This is a genomic window from Paenibacillus sp. UNC451MF (assembly GCF_000686845.1).
In the GTDB taxonomy this organism is placed as follows: domain Bacteria; phylum Bacillota; class Bacilli; order Paenibacillales; family NBRC-103111; genus Paenibacillus_S.
In genome coordinates this window covers 88,756-103,094 of record NZ_JMLS01000009.1, presented here as the reverse complement: position 1 = coordinate 103,094, position 14,339 = coordinate 88,756, and the positions used below count along the sequence as shown (strand labels likewise).

The 14,339-nt window shown below is 47.1% G+C and carries 13 protein-coding genes and 1 other annotated feature; of the genes, 6 read left to right on the top strand and 7 right to left on the bottom strand.

Annotated features, from left to right (window positions below):
* The first annotated feature begins 108 nt into the window (after nt 1-108).
* The gene (locus BP97_RS0112980; protein WP_028549486.1) at nt 109-1,425 is read left to right on the top strand and encodes an ABC transporter substrate-binding protein; all 1,317 of its coding nucleotides are present in this window, start codon (nt 109-111) and stop codon (nt 1,423-1,425) included.
* 73 nt (nt 1,426-1,498) lie between these two features.
* Here the strand turns inward: BP97_RS0112980 and BP97_RS0112975 are convergent, their stop codons facing one another.
* The 3 genes from BP97_RS0112975 to BP97_RS0112965 all read right to left on the bottom strand — a co-directional run bounded on the left by BP97_RS0112975 (nt 1,499) and on the right by BP97_RS0112965 (nt 4,737).
* The gene (locus tag BP97_RS0112975; protein WP_036745795.1) at nt 1,499-2,446 is read right to left on the bottom strand and encodes an aldose 1-epimerase; all 948 of its coding nucleotides are present in this window, start codon (nt 2,444-2,446) and stop codon (nt 1,499-1,501) included.
* Nucleotides 2,447-2,653: 207 nt separating this feature from the next.
* Nucleotides 2,654-3,610 (bottom strand): TIGR03943 family putative permease subunit, encoded by a 957-nt coding sequence (locus tag BP97_RS0112970; protein WP_028549484.1) that lies wholly within the window; start codon nt 3,608-3,610, stop codon nt 2,654-2,656.
* A 14-nt stretch (nt 3,611-3,624) separates the two neighbouring features.
* On the bottom strand, nt 3,625-4,737 hold the full coding sequence (locus BP97_RS0112965; RefSeq protein ID WP_028549483.1) for a permease: 1,113 nt from the start codon (nt 4,735-4,737) through the stop codon (nt 3,625-3,627).
* Nucleotides 4,738-4,915: 178 nt separating this feature from the next.
* Nucleotides 4,916-5,183, top strand: a binding site (T-box leader).
* A gap of 63 nt (nt 5,184-5,246) precedes the next feature.
* On the opposite strand from BP97_RS0112965, the gene trpS reads away from it, so the two are divergent.
* On the top strand, nt 5,247-6,230 hold the full coding sequence (trpS, locus tag BP97_RS0112960; RefSeq protein WP_028549482.1) for a tryptophan--tRNA ligase: 984 nt from the start codon (nt 5,247-5,249) through the stop codon (nt 6,228-6,230).
* Between the two features lie 3 nt (nt 6,231-6,233).
* Here the strand turns inward: trpS and BP97_RS0112955 are convergent, their stop codons facing one another.
* Entirely contained in the window at nt 6,234-6,413 is a 180-nt protein-coding gene (locus BP97_RS0112955) for a DUF5325 family protein (RefSeq protein ID WP_028549481.1), read from the bottom strand.
* A gap of 151 nt (nt 6,414-6,564) precedes the next feature.
* Between BP97_RS0112955 and BP97_RS0112950 the strand changes: the two genes are divergently transcribed.
* Entirely contained in the window at nt 6,565-6,789 is a 225-nt protein-coding gene (locus BP97_RS0112950) for an alpha/beta-type small acid-soluble spore protein (RefSeq protein WP_028549480.1), read from the top strand.
* Nucleotides 6,790-7,014: 225 nt separating this feature from the next.
* Here the strand turns inward: BP97_RS0112950 and BP97_RS0112945 are convergent, their stop codons facing one another.
* On the bottom strand, nt 7,015-7,995 hold the full coding sequence (locus tag BP97_RS0112945; RefSeq protein WP_028549479.1) for a metal-dependent hydrolase: 981 nt from the start codon (nt 7,993-7,995) through the stop codon (nt 7,015-7,017).
* Nucleotides 7,996-8,191: 196 nt separating this feature from the next.
* Between BP97_RS0112945 and BP97_RS0112940 the strand changes: the two genes are divergently transcribed.
* The 3 genes from BP97_RS0112940 to BP97_RS0112930 all read left to right on the top strand — a co-directional run bounded on the left by BP97_RS0112940 (nt 8,192) and on the right by BP97_RS0112930 (nt 12,568).
* Nucleotides 8,192-8,518 (top strand): hypothetical protein, encoded by a 327-nt coding sequence (locus tag BP97_RS0112940; protein ID WP_028549478.1) that lies wholly within the window; start codon nt 8,192-8,194, stop codon nt 8,516-8,518.
* 133 nt (nt 8,519-8,651) lie between these two features.
* Nucleotides 8,652-10,460 carry an ABC transporter ATP-binding protein gene (locus BP97_RS0112935; protein WP_028549477.1) on the top strand — a complete coding sequence of 603 codons (1,809 nt, stop codon included), beginning with the start codon at nt 8,652-8,654 and terminating at the stop codon, nt 10,458-10,460.
* Complete coding sequence (locus BP97_RS0112930; RefSeq protein ID WP_028549476.1) at nt 10,457-12,568, top strand: ABC transporter ATP-binding protein; 2,112 nt, start codon at nt 10,457-10,459, stop codon at nt 12,566-12,568. Before BP97_RS0112935 ends, BP97_RS0112930 begins: the two co-directional genes overlap by 4 nt.
* Before the next feature lie 209 nt (nt 12,569-12,777).
* Here BP97_RS0112930 and BP97_RS0112925 read toward each other — a convergent pair whose 3' ends face one another.
* Complete coding sequence (locus tag BP97_RS0112925; RefSeq protein ID WP_028549475.1) at nt 12,778-13,548, bottom strand: anti-sigma factor; 771 nt, start codon at nt 13,546-13,548, stop codon at nt 12,778-12,780.
* Nucleotides 13,545-14,120 carry a sigma-70 family RNA polymerase sigma factor gene (locus BP97_RS0112920; protein WP_028549474.1) on the bottom strand — a complete coding sequence of 192 codons (576 nt, stop codon included), beginning with the start codon at nt 14,118-14,120 and terminating at the stop codon, nt 13,545-13,547. The genes BP97_RS0112925 and BP97_RS0112920 overlap by 4 nt, the downstream gene beginning before the upstream one ends.
* Nucleotides 14,121-14,339: the final 219 nt, after the last annotated feature.

The window sequence follows — 14,339 nt, the reverse complement described above, 5'->3', positions numbered from 1 at the left end:
GTAAGTTAGGATGAGGAGGTCATCAGATAATTCCAACCGTCAACACGAGGTATCAATTTCACTGAAAATGGTCAAATTCGTTGAAATATCGAACATGGAGGGCTGTAAATGAGATTGGGGAATAAAGTTCGAAGCTGTGTAGGGTTAGGCTTATCGGTGGTCATGCTCCTCTCCGGATGTGGAGGCAATGAGTCGAAAGATTCAGGAAATAACGAAAATGTGTATAATAATGAACCGGTCACTCTAACGTTCTATAACCATAATGCGGGAATATTGAGCGAAGCTGATTTGGAATCTCTGGTAACGAAGCCCGTTAAGGCGAAGTATCCTAATATTAATGTTCAACTGGTGATGGGAACCTCATTGGACAAACTCATTACAGCTGATCAGCTGCCTGATGTTATTTTAACAAGCAATTATTATTTGCATGATCTGCTTAAGCAAAACTTGGGTATGGACCTAAGCGATCGAATTAAGCAGCAAAACATCGATTTCAACGTTTTGGAACCAGAAGCGGTTAATTTACTCAAAAAATTCGGCCCTAAAGGTGAAATATACGGAATTCCTTATGCAATGAATTATGGTGTGATGGCATATAACAAAGACATTTTTGATAAGTTTGCCGTTCCTTACCCAAAAGATAATATGACATGGAACGAGGTCATGGAGCTTGCACGCAAAGTAACCCGACTTGAACAGGGCACTCAATATGTTGGACTTGATATGGGAGACCCTCAGGTGCTAAGTCGTGCTTACTCTCTCCCGGTGGTTGATGCGAAGCAGGAAAAATCGGTAGTAACCGGTGATCCATATAAAAAAGTATTCGGCCTTTATGATCAGTTGTATCAAATACCAGGAATCGTAGATGGCAATAAAAAATATACATACGGAATCGATTATTTCTTGAAGGATCAAAAGCTTGCTATGTATCCGTATTGGATTGCTAATTTGACGACCCGGTTACCTCAGCTGAAAGAGGCTAGCAAGGATTTCAATTGGGATATCGTTTCGTTTCCCTCCTATGATGACAAACCAGGGCTTGGCCGGGAAATTGACTTCCATATGGCAATGATTACACCAACCAGCAAAAATAAGAATGCTGCCTTCGCGGCTATTCAAACACTGATTAACGAAGAGGTCCAAAAGTCGATGAATAAAGGAATTCGACTTACGATACTTAAGGATTCGAATTTGAAAAAGCAGTTCTCTAGCGATACAAAGCTGTATGAGGGGAAAAATTTAGCCGGTATTTTTGCAGTAAAGCCTGCACCGCTGCCGGAAGCTACGCAGTATGATACTAAGATTTATTCGTTCCTGAAGGAATCCGTCAAGTCCATGGTAACGGAGAAAAAAGACATAAATACCGTTCTAAGAGAGGCTGGGGAGAAAGCCGATAAATATATTATCGAAATGGGTAAGCAGTAGCAACATTATAGGGGGATAAAAAAGAGACTGAACCGTGAGCAGCTATCTGCCTAGGGTTGCAGTCTCTTTATTGTTATTTATATACAACCTCCAGGTTGACTTCTAGCTCTAATGTTGCACCAGGCTCGATACCGAGCAAGCCGGTAACGTCTGCAGGCTGGTCGATATTCGGAGCGTTGGTGACCCAAGTATAAGGCTCCAGGCAGATGAAATCTTGCGCCTCACCCTTTGTGTAAATGACCCACTGCTTGAATAATTTAGAGCCGCTGTAACGGATCTCTACATCGTCCTTGGACAAAACAGCCAGACACGGATTATCGCCGATTTGGAAGACTGTGTCCAGATTATGGCCTTTTAGAACTACGCCTTGAAGCAGTGATTCGTATTGGCCTAACGGAACGATATCGCCAGTTGGGAGGTTCGCATCATCAAGCTGCCATATACCGCTCACAGGCAGCGTCAGCTTCCAGTTCTCCGGCTCGCCGTCCAGAAGAAACCAAGTATGAAGTCCGTAACCGAAAGGAGCAGGAGTAGTACCTTTATTCAGAACCTTCAATTGTTGACTCAGGCGGCTGCCTTCCAGCACGTATGTGACTTCAAGCTCCAACGGATGCGGATACTGCCGCTGAACGTTGGCGTCGTCGGCAAGATGGATGGAAGAGGTGATGAACAGCTTACCGTCTTGTTCACCGGATGCAGTTACAGTCCAAGATTGGCTGCGAAGCATACCATGAATATGGTTGCCTGTGGCATGATTGATATCGAATTGATACGATTGCCCGTTAAATTGAAAGCGGCCTTCACGAATCCGGTTCGGTGGCATCAAGATGGGAGTACCAAATTGAACCGGTTGCTGTTCCATTTCGCTTGGTGAGGATGGGACACGCAGCATTTCGCGATCCAGCGTCTTATCCCATATGCTGTAGGCATTGTTACCGAGAGCAGGGCAGATCGAAACGATCATCTTATCGTTCTCTAAGGTATAAGCCGGTGTTCCTTGCCAGTCTATTTGCTTGATCATGAGAAAAAATCTCCTTTTCCGTGTAAGAATAAAAGGTTATATATATCGTTTGAAACGACTGCTTGTTTTATTGTATCAAAGTCAGGCTCCTTCTGTCATGATGAAAAACAGCGTTAAGCGAGAATCAAATGAGAGCGACCGCAACACCATAGCGCTGGTTATCAGCGATAGAGTGCTGCGGCCGCCCTGTATCCAATCTTATCCCCGTTAAGTGCCGAAATCAAAGTTCGGATAAACATATTGCGATTTGGAAGGCTCAGCTTTGGCGATTTTCTCCACCTTAAGCATCATAATGTCCATGCCGTTGTAGTTCGTTTTTTGAATAGTGCCTGTGACGGTCACCCAGGAATCGTCGGCGAACGTACTGGCCCGGTCGTACTCGACTAGCACCCCGAAGGGTGCAGCATCAGCGGAACAGCATTGGATAGAGAAGCGTCCGACTACGAATTGGTTATCTTTCATTTCCTCCTGGCGGTAGACAAAGCCGGTAAGCTCCAGCTTTTTTCCGACAAAGCGGTCCATGTACAAATCAACCGTAGTCAAAGTCTCAAGAAACAGTTCTTCCTTAACGCGGATGATGTCGGACTTGTAAATTTGCTTGGCGTATTTGGCATAGTGCTCTGTAAATTTATCCGCTGGGAACATGTCGTCCAAGTTGGTGGCAGCTGCTGCTGCGGATTTCGGACTCGATGACGATGAGCCTGAGCTTCCTCCTGAAGGCTCAGGTGCCGGCGATGCTGGAGCAGCAGTGGCGCCTGTACCTGAGGGCTCTTTTTTTACATTGCTGGAGCTGCTCAGGTTCATGCCTTTCTTAGCTGCCAGGCTGCTTCCCATTGACGTATCCGGCAGCAGAAAGCCGAATAACAACGGGATGACGAATAAACCGTACAAGGCTATGTTTTTGAGCAGTGATGAAGAGGGAGTATGGTCATGGTCGCAATCGCACTCAACAGCTGTTCCCCACAAGGAACGGATTCCCAGATACACTTGATAAACGGCAATGGCATACAGTCCCAATGCAGACCATTTAACATAATCGATCATGCGCGGCGCTATATAGAACAGGATATTGTCCGTTTTGACCAAGTACACGATGTAGATGGCGAATCCAAACAGGATCGCGGACTTAATAAAGTGATGAAGGCTTAACATTCGCGGACTCACTTGGTCACGCTCCTTTATGTCAAAAATATTCGTTCAAACAAAATGGAGCATACAAAAACAACAACGATAATCAGCACCGATAATTTAAGCACAAATCTGGTTTTAAAGGCGGACAGCAGCATCAACATGCTCTTAATATCCAGCATCGGTCCGAACACAAGGAAGGTCAGCAGCGAGCCGGCAGAGAAGGTTGACGTGAAAGAGGAAGCCACAAAAGCGTCCGAGGTCGAGCAGAGAGATAGAATGAAGGCGAGCGCCATCATAAACAAATGGGACTGGACATCGCCCTGTCCTATGGATACGAGACTTTCACGGGCTACGACGGTTTGTATGGCCGCTGTAATCATGGCTCCGAAGATTAAATATTTCCCCATATCGAAAAACTCATCTGACGCGTGCCCCAGTACGCCAAAGAAACGCCCGGCCACACCTGTATGGGAGTGAGAATGAGTATGTACGTGATGATGGTGATCAGATGATGTGTCTTTTTCATTTGAATGATGGTGATGTTGGTCGTGAGTGTGAGTATGTTCGTGATGATGATGCTCATGACGGTGCACTGCAGCCGCAACCGGCAAGGAGCCGCGCAGTGGATCCGATTTGAAAAACTTGTACACGATCAGCCCGAGTGCAAGCGCTACGATAAACGCAAGCCCCATGCGGGAATATGCAATTTCCGGACGGCTTCTAAACGCCATATAGGTGGACGCATAGACGACGGGATTGATGATCGGACCAACCAAGATAAACACGACGGCTACATAGACGGGCATTCCCTTTTTCATCAGTCTCCGAATGACAGGAATCATCCCGCACTCGCACAATGGAAAAATGATCCCTACCACGCAGGCGAAAAGAATGCCGAGCACGGGATTTTTGGGGACAAGCCGGCGTATCGTTTGCTCGGAGACGAACATTTGCAGCAGGGCGGAGACCAGTACGCCAAGCAGGACGAAGGGGAATGCCTCCAAAATGATGCTTAAAAATAACGTTTTGAAGCTTTGCATTTCTGCGCTATTCAGAAAGCTGAGATCTAGCGGCTGCTTTTGAGTGTAAATAAGAAAAAGCATGAGAATACATAGGAGGGCAAGCACATTGGTCCCCCAGCGCATAAACGTCGTTTGCAATGGACATTTCTCCCTTTCTAATTCGTAATTATTATTATTATATAATATGCGGGACGGGCGGTATATAGGACAGGCGAAGAACAAAAATTGCGGAGAAAATGATATGAAAATAGCGGAGGATTGACACCGGCTTATCGTTTGTTTATGATAACAAGAAGCAAACTGTACATCATAACAGGTACAAGCAATGACAGGAGCAAGTAGACGACAACGAGTCTTTCAGAGAGCCGGTGGCCGCTGTGAACCGGTAGATAGGTGACGTTGAATGGGTCCTGGAGCTGACGGTTGAACGACTTGGGTAGCAGGCGTATGTAAGCTTGGGGTACCTGGTCATAGGCTGGTCCGGGCACTCTCCGTTAACAGAGCTGAAGGCTTAGCTGACCGACATATTTAAATGTTGAGAGGTTAGGCAAATTAGGGTGGCACCACGGTCCTTCGTCCCTTGCGGCGGGAGGGCCTTTTTTGCGTGGAAAATTGAAAAAAAGAACGATCTCAAGGAGGATTTCATCATGAAAAGAGTATTATCCGGGATGCAGCCGAGCGGTTTACCGACTCTAGGCAATTACATCGGAGCGATGAAAAATTACGTGGAGCTTCAGCATACACACGACTGCTACTTTATGGTGGTGGATTTGCATGCGGTGACTGTCCCTCAGGACCCGGCGGCACTTCGCGAGCAAACTGAGGCGGTAGCTGCGCTATATATCGCGGCAGGACTGGATCCAGCTAAAGCGACAGTCTTCTTGCAATCGCAGGTTCGCCAGCACGCGGAGCTCGGATGGTTGATGACTACGCTAACGTATATGGGTGAGCTGGAGAGAATGACCCAGTTCAAAGATAAAGCAGCGGGTAAAGACTCGGTTGGAGCTGGCTTGTTCACTTATCCGTCTTTGATGGCCGCGGATATTTTGCTGTATAATGCTGATCTAGTTCCTGTAGGCGACGATCAGAAGCAGCACTTGGAGCTGACGCGCGATTTAGCACACCGTTTCAATCAACGCTACGGCGACACGTTCACCATCCCGGATCCGTACATTCCTAAGGTTGGAGCACGGATCATGTCTCTGGACGATGCCTCCAAGAAAATGAGCAAAAGCAGCACTAACCAAGGCAGCTTCATTGCCATGCTCGATGCGCCGGATGTCATCCGCAAAAAAATAAGCCGAGCCGTTACCGACTCGGGCCGTGAAGTGAAATTTGATCCTCAGAACAAGCCTGAGGTTAGCAACCTGATGAGTATCTACGCTCAATGCTCCGATAAGTCTATTGCCGATATTGAAGCTCAGTATGAGGGCCTAGGCTACGGACCGTTCAAAAAAGAGCTGGCCGAGCAGGTCGTCGCTCATCTCGAGCCGATCCAGCAAAGATATTATGATATCCGCAAGTCCGGCGAAATTCATGACATTTTACGCCAGGGAGCTGAGCGTGCTGCAGTAGAAGCGGAGAAAATTACGAAAACTGTGAAGGAAAAAATGGGTTTCCTTTCGCTGTAATCCTTAACCGCCGTTACGTCTTCTCATTCTCGCTTTGACGACAAAGCCGAAGCCAATAAAACCGATAGATAAGATCGTAAATAGCAGAACGAGCCAAACGTTTCCTAGACTCAATCCGAGACTGATGCAGGCTAAAAGTAGGGCTCCTACGATTGCGAAAAAGAGAGCTAGTCCTTTGTTCATGCGGGGAAGTACCGCCTTTCTAAAGAGTATTTGAAAATCAAAAACATTTTTCAAAATGTGTGAATAGTTTTTGGTGTACGTCACATAATAACTTTGCAAGCTTGCAAATACATCAAAGATATCATTCAGATTGAAAGGAGTGCTGATCATCATGGCACAAGGACAATCCGGCAACAGTAACACATTGGTAGTTCCACAAGCTTCCCAAGCTTTAGATCAATTGAAGTATGAGGTAGCTCAAGAGTTGGGTATTCAAATCCCACAAGACGGGTACTACGGTTACATGGCATCCCGTGACACGGGCGCGATCGGTGGTCACATCACTCGTCGTCTGGTGCAAATCGCGGAGCAATCCCTGGCAGGTCAATTCCGTTAATCGAATGGTTGTTGAATCAACGTATCATCATAGAAGCTCAGGGAGCAATCCCTGGGCTTTTTTGTTACGCAATGGCAATCGATTGAAATAGCTTGTCCCTGTTGGACAAGGTAAAGAACGAAATAAAAGGGCTGTCGCAACAGCCCGATCGTTATTGCTTTGGAAAAGCTGATGAGTCGGAGGAAGAGTACTCCCACCAAGTCATATTTGTTCCCACTCAGTTCTTTACGTATTGACCCGCAGTTTTTTCTCCAATCTTGAATCACTTAGCCAGCCCACGTAGGAATCCAGAAAGTTTAATTCCTTATCCATCATGACTACAGCCACAAAAGGATACTGTCTCCGGTGACGGTAACGCACATCGATCCACCGTACCTCATAGCCCCATTCGTGATGGCGCATCTCTGCGCAAGCAAAAGACGTAAAATATAGGAAAGAAGCGATATCCTTATGTTTTTTTGACGCATCGACTGCGGGATGAGCCGCGCATGACGTTGTGTCTACCCATTTGATCTGATTATGCTTGTATTCGCCGAGAACGAAATGTCCATTGGTTTTTTTCTTAACGATCTGCCAAACATACAAATGAAAGGTTGGAATCAGATAATATCGATCACCTTTCTCATATTTGGAATCTTTCTGGTACAAGTTAGACTCTAAGTAATGATGATACCATGATCTCCAAATATAATATACTGCCAAGGCTGTGTATAAAATTGGAAAGATCACCTCAGGGCGAACCAGATGAACCGACCACATGAAAATGGCGATAAGATGAGAAATAAAAATGACCGGATCAAATATATGAATGATGTTCCAGGAGATCCACTTTTCCGAAAAAGGCCTTGCCGCCTGCGTCCCGTACGTATTGAACAAATCGGTGAAGACGTGGAAGGCTACCGCAATAAATACCCACATGGCTACATGCCATAGAGGCAAGTGGCGGAATCCGATCATAAGCCCGAGAGTAATGATCGCGGTCCATATGAGAAGAGCGGGCAGAGAGTGAGAGCGGCCTCGGTGATTTTTGATGTAAATGGCATTGCCTTTGAGTCGAAGCAGCGTGTCTGCATCGGGTGCTTGCGATCCCAGTACGGTTCCAATTAATACGGCAGTGGAAACAGTAGAGTCCGCTGCGACGATAGGGTCGATGTAAGCCAGTCCGGCTAACCCGAATCCTATCACTAGGTGTGTTCCGCTGTCCATGGTGTTTGTCTCCTCCTAAGAGCTTTCCGCAGGAAAGCTTGCATCGTAAGCATTAGCTGGGCTTTCTGCAAGAAAGCTTGCATCGTAAGCATAGACTTGTCTGCGGTTCTCGCATTTAATTTTGAGAAAAGCAGGCGTTTCAGCATATTATTAGTGTATCATTTTATTGTTTAAAATAAAGCAACGGGGTGAAAAAATGTCTATCGTATTTGTTGAATATCAAATCTTACCCGGATACAGGTCAAATTATTCAGATTGGATGATGGAAGTTCGGGCGCAGTACGACAATTTAGAATTATATGAAGGAAGTGATCAGCCGGGCTTGTTCGTCGAAATATGGAATGGCTTGTCGAAGGAACAATACATACAGCTAAAGCAAGCAAGGGGGAAGCAGGGACTAAAGGAGGACGAGACAGCTCTAAACAACAATCCATTTGGCAATACGGAGTGGTATCGGCTCGACGAATGGATAAAGGGCGGTAGCGAAAAGGTCCATATTTGGCATTTTGAAAAAGTAAAATAGTCCATAATATGAAGCAAGTAAATCCATGGTAAGTTTTCACCAATCACGGTAATCTTAACATTAGCTTATATACAAGACTCAGATTTTGCTTATAGAGATAGGCATAATGGGGAATACCTCGGGGGGAATACGGATGGAGAGGCGTAATATTTTTTGGGAACATGTAAAGAGGAACCGATGGCCTTACCTCATGGGATTTGCATTATTGTCCATATCCAGTTTACTGCAGCTGCTTATTCCGCTTCTGCTAGGACAGTTTACCGACAAATTGCAAAATTCGACATTAACGTATAACGAGACGATCAAGTTCGCTATATGGATGGTAGCTGTCGGCCTGGGAATCGCTTTCTTTCGTTCGACGAGCCGGATTTACTTGTTTCGCTTATCCCGGATGCTGGAAATGAGGGTGAGAGGGGAACTGTTCACCCATTGGGAGAAGCTTTCTGCGCAATATTTTAACAATCAGAGGATCGGGGATTTAATGTCACACGCGATCAGCGATGTCGGCGTTGTCCGCGAGGTTACGATGCAAGGATACTTCAATATTATGGAATCCATGATGCTGATTGTTATTTCGGTCATTGCCATGGTCACTTCCGTCAATCCGCTCCTGACACTGCTTACCATGCTGCCGCTTCCATTATTAAGCTTATTGGCGTATAAGTTTAACACGCGCATTCAGCAGCAGTCAGTGGACATGCAGAGGGCCATCTCGGATTTAACGAGCCGAGTGCAGGAATTCACGGCTGGCATTCGCGTAGTGAAAGCGTTTGTACAGGAAAAAGCGGAAAGCAAGCTGTTTACGCAGGACAATCAGCATGCCGTAGACATGAACCGTAAATTCGTAAAATCCAACTCGCTGTTCGGTGCGCTGAGCTCAGGGATTGTGGGCTTCAGCTTTCTCGTATCGGTCGTGCTTGGAGGTATTATGGTGCTTAAAAACGTCATAACGCTGGGCGAATTCGTTGCTTTTAATACTTATTTATCGCTTTTGATGGGACCGATTGAAAACTTGGGTAAAGTCGTTAATTTGATGCAGCGCGGCAAAGCGTCGGAGCATCGGTTGATGGAAATTTTTAATACACAACCGGAAATTGTTGATGATGTCGTAGCTAAGCAGGATATTAAGGATATTGACGGGGAGATCGAAATCCGCAATCTAACCTTCTCTTATCCTGAAGCGGTTCGTCCAACATTGAGAAATATTTCTCTTAAAGTGAAAAAAGGCAGCAGCCTTGCAATTGTCGGGAGGGTCGGCAGCGGGAAAAGCACGCTGGTGCATTTGTTGGTCCGTTTGTATAATCCGCCCAAAGGAACGGTATTCATTGACGGGCAGGATATTCATGAAATTCCGCTGCAAACACTTCGTGGTCAGATCGGGATTGTCCCGCAGGATCAATTCTTGTTTTCCTCCACCATTCGAGACAATATCGGCTTCGATCCGAAGCCTTACACGGATGAGCAGGTAGTCGAAGCATCCAAGGTAGCACAGGTGTACGATAATATCGTGGAATTTCCTGAGCAGTTCGATACGGCCCTCGGGGAACGAGGCATATCGTTGTCTGGGGGACAGCGTCAGCGTGTCAGCATTGCCCGGGCAATTATTAAGAAGCCTTCCATCCTTATATTTGATGACAGCTTATCAGCGGTCGATACGATAACCGAGGATCTGATTCTCGAAGGCTTGAAATCGGTTATGAACAAACGAACGACGATTATTATCGGGCACCGGATTTCCTCTGTTCAGGGAGCGGATCAAATTGTGGTCATGGATGAAGGGGAAATCGTCGAATCCGGCACTCACGAGAAGCTGCTTCGCCTAAATGGAATTTATGCGGATATGTATCATAAACAGCTGTTGGATCAAGAGGCGGAGCGCCAGGAGGGCCAAGAGCAAGAGCATTCCAAAGGCGGGCTTTTACAGAGGGGAGCAGGGGCATGAATATTCATAAAGAGAAAGACGTTAAAAATTTCAAAGACAGCCAGCTGCTGACCCGGTTAATGTCCTACGCCTTACCTTACTGGAAAATGATCATGCTATGTATAGCGTTATCTTTTCTTATTGTGGTTGCCGATTTGGCGCGGCCTTACTTGTTGAAAATAGCGATCGACGGCCATATTAACGGACTTCATAAGCCGATGCTTGCGGTGGAGAATAACCAAACTGATAAGCTTAAGGCGTATGGGGGGGCTGAGGCATCCTGGGATAACCGCAGCTACGTTCGGCTGGACCCCGATGCCGTAGAGAAAGGCAGCTTCCCGGACGGATTGGAAAAGAAGCAAATCGTTAGTGTAGGAAAGCAGGACTATTTGATCTCAGGTTGGCTGCCTACACAACAAACGGAAGTCAAGCTGGAACAGGAAGCGAACCCAGCTCGTCTGATCGCGGCAGACAAGACTTATGACGCGATTCTTCTGGATGACAGCGCTTTGGACGCATTTAAAAAGCAGGATTATAGCGGTTTTACCACACTAGGAATATTGTTTCTCCTAACCGTAGTGACGGGCTCGATTCTGAATTACCTGCAAAGTAATTTGCTTCAATTTACGGGTCAAACGATTATATTCAACATACGGCAGAAGCTGTTCAATCATTTGAGCCGGATGTCGATGTCGTATTTCGACCGCAACCCGGTAGGACGATTAGTCGTTAGGGTCACTCAGGATACGGAGTCATTGAACCAACTGTATTCTCAAGTTGTTGTGAACTTGGTGAAGGATGTCATCTTTTTAATCGGGACTATCGTGATTATGATGCAAATGAGCATGAAGCTCGCGCTGTTATCATTTGCGGTCATTCCGTTCCTTGCCGTTTTGACGTTCTGGTATCGTTCCGTCATTAGGGAAGCCCAGCGTACTTCACGGGTGATCTTGTCCCGATTAAACTCGTTTCTGGCTGAAAATTTATCGGGTATCCGAATTACCCAGCTCTTTATCCGCGAGCAGCGGCAGTGGGAACAATTCGATCATCATAATACCGGCTATTACCGTGCTGGGATGCGGGGAACCGTCATCAACTCGATTTTCCAACCGGCTATCGGCTTTCTGGGTAACGTAGCGATTGCACTCTTATTATGGTATGGGGGTGCGAGCGTGATTGAGGGGGGGATTACTTTCGGTATCGTGTATGCCTTCACTCATTACGTACGGCAGTTTTTCCAGCCGCTGATGAGTCTTGCAGAAAAATACAACCAGATTCAGACAGCTATGGTAGGGGCGGAGCGGATCTTCGATATGCTGGACGAAAAGCCGTCTATTGTTGATGCTCCTGTCACTAAAAGCTTGCCAAAGCAGGTACGCGGCGAAATTACATTCGATCATGTATGGTTTGCTTATAATAATGAGGATTGGGTGTTGAAGGATGTGAGCTTTACGATTCAGCCTGGACAGACGATAGCTTTCGTCGGAGCCACCGGGGCAGGCAAAAGCTCGATCATTCAGCTGATCAACCGATTCTATGATATTCAAAAAGGAAGTATCCGATTGGACGGTGTCGATATCCGGGAAATTCCGCTCGACGAGCTGCGCCGCAGCATTAGCATCGTCCAGCAGGACGTCTTCCTGTTCACCGGGGATATTGCATCCAATATCCGTCTGAACAACAAGGAGATAACGGATGAGCAAATCCGCGAGGCTGCTCAGATGGTACACATAGACGAATATATCAATGATTTGCCGCAAGGGTATAAGACGCCTCTAGGCGAACGTGGTGTGAACTTGTCGCTCGGTCAGCGGCAGCTGCTTTCCTTCGCAAGGGCGATTGCTTTCCGACCGGAAATTCTTATTCTCGATGAGGCGACGTCGAACATCGATACGGAGACCGAGATCGTTGTACAGGATGCACTGCACAACATTTCAGCAGGAAGAACGACACTCATCGTTGCCCACCGGCTATCAACCATTCAGCACGCCGACCAAATTGTCGTTATGCACAAGGGCAAGGTGCGCGAAATCGGCAACCACTACCAGCTGTTGGCGCAGCGCGGTTATTATTACCGCTTGTATGAGCTGCAGTATAAGGAGCAAAAGCCGATGCCAGCGGCGAAATAAATATATCTTAAAACCGGAATAAACGGACTTACTTATTTTTTCTCCTAGCAAAAGGACAGCCTTAGCGCTGTCGCGTTTGCGCACAAAAGCGCCTTCGCCAACCGGCGAAGGCGCAATTTTCGATTACAGGTACACTGCAGGATGGTCGCCGCGCACAAGCAGCGGCCCCTAGTTATTCGCCAACACGACCCGATCAATCGAGTCTCGATCTATGTGCCGAGCACTTTTTTTCCTCTTGGCTGTGTCCCCTCGGAATCCGGCTCCAGCGTAATCCCAATCGTATCGAATGCCAAATTGTCTTTATCGATGACGTACGTCAATACTCCGTTGCCATTGGCATCGACCCGGAATGTGCCGCTGTTGTGACGGCTGCCATTTTTCACAAGCCATACTTGATACGCTTGATTACCTTGTAAACTAGGCAGTCCGCTCATTTGTAACATAAGCTCCATGCTATCTCCCTTTTTCATTAGCCAGGCTTGGCCCACGGCAGCAGGTATCGTCGGATCGAACGACTTCAGGCTATACTGCTCGACCAGTTGAGCGGGTATATGCAAATCGGATTGCCCGGATGCCCGATCCAGCCGCTCCGTAACTTCCGTCCACCCCACAAAGCCGAGCAGCACGATCATCACCGCTGCCGCCGCATATGGCCAAAACCTTCGATTGCTGCGTCTGGACGTATTGCCCGGTATTATCCGAGGTACTAATGCGGGCATGGGTTCAGGCGCCGAAGAGGCATCTCGTACCGGATTTTCCTGAAAAATAGTCCCGAGCACTTCTGACTTCAGCTGACTCGGAGGCTCCATTTCGGCCATCGAGTAGGGGAGGGTGTCCCAAACCTGGTTCAACTGTTTCAGCTCTTTCCGACACGCTGGACAACCGGGAAGGTGGGATACGAAAGCCCGCTTCTCCTCTATCGGCAACTCTCCCAGAAAAAACGAAAATAACCGGTCGCAATTATCGTTAGCTCTGTTCATTCGATTCCCTCCTCCCTCTCCGGCGCCAAATGTTTCCGCAATATTTTCAAAGCTTGATGCAGCCTGCTCTTCACCGTACCAAGCGGCTCGCGGTTGCGTTCCGCTATTTCGCTGAGCGTATAACCTTCCCAGTAGAACGCTTGAAGTAAACTTATTTGGCTCTCTGACAAATACCGATAAGCCTCTTTGATATGGTGCTTCAACCAGTTGCGCGACGCGATTTCCTCTGGATGGTGCTGTGGATCATCAGGAATTTGCTCCCAGATAGAAGGTTCGAACGGCATGGCAGCCTCATGCTTTCTCAGCTTGCGCATCTGATCGATGGCCATATTTCGCGTAATCGTGAGCAGCCAATTGACGAATAGCCCTCTTCGGGGGTCATAACCGACTTCGGTCGTCCAAAGCCGCGTGAAAACGAGCTGGACGATATCTTTGGCAAACCCAGCGTCGCTGTTCGTTTTCATTGCGAATGAGTATACAAGCTTCGCATAACGATCGTAAAGCTCCTCTAGCGCACCGCTTCTCTTCTCCATGACCATGTGCATCAATTGCTCATCGGTGTATTGCCGCACTATAGAAACACTCCCCGCGTCGATCAACTCAAAGCGCTAATCCGATTCTATGTGATTTTCTAACATTCCGGCCGGATTTGCAAGATACGATATAGGCTAAATTGTACCACAGAGCGGATCTTATGCTTCGATGCGTACTGAATCGAGTTTGGCAGCATCCCTAAACGGCAACATCGGTTTTTCCCGAAAGCTGCTTCTTTCAGGAAAAACCGGATATTG

Coding starts and splice junctions, on each gene's coding strand:
- BP97_RS0112980 (WP_028549486.1), top strand. CDS start 109: ATGAGATTGGGGAATAAAGTTCGAAGCTGTGTAGGGTTAGGCTTATCG.
- BP97_RS0112975 (WP_036745795.1), bottom strand. CDS start 2,446: ATGATCAAGCAAATAGACTGGCAAGGAACACCGGCTTATACCTTAGAG.
- trpS (WP_028549482.1), top strand. CDS start 5,247: ATGAAAAGAGTATTATCCGGGATGCAGCCGAGCGGTTTACCGACTCTA.
- BP97_RS0112955 (WP_028549481.1), bottom strand. CDS start 6,413: ATGAACAAAGGACTAGCTCTCTTTTTCGCAATCGTAGGAGCCCTACTT.
- BP97_RS0112950 (WP_028549480.1), top strand. CDS start 6,565: ATGGCACAAGGACAATCCGGCAACAGTAACACATTGGTAGTTCCACAA.
- BP97_RS0112945 (WP_028549479.1), bottom strand. CDS start 7,995: ATGGACAGCGGAACACACCTAGTGATAGGATTCGGGTTAGCCGGACTG.
- BP97_RS0112940 (WP_028549478.1), top strand. CDS start 8,192: ATGTCTATCGTATTTGTTGAATATCAAATCTTACCCGGATACAGGTCA.
- BP97_RS0112935 (WP_028549477.1), top strand. CDS start 8,652: ATGGAGAGGCGTAATATTTTTTGGGAACATGTAAAGAGGAACCGATGG.
- BP97_RS0112930 (WP_028549476.1), top strand. CDS start 10,457: ATGAATATTCATAAAGAGAAAGACGTTAAAAATTTCAAAGACAGCCAG.
- BP97_RS0112925 (WP_028549475.1), bottom strand. CDS start 13,548: ATGAACAGAGCTAACGATAATTGCGACCGGTTATTTTCGTTTTTTCTG.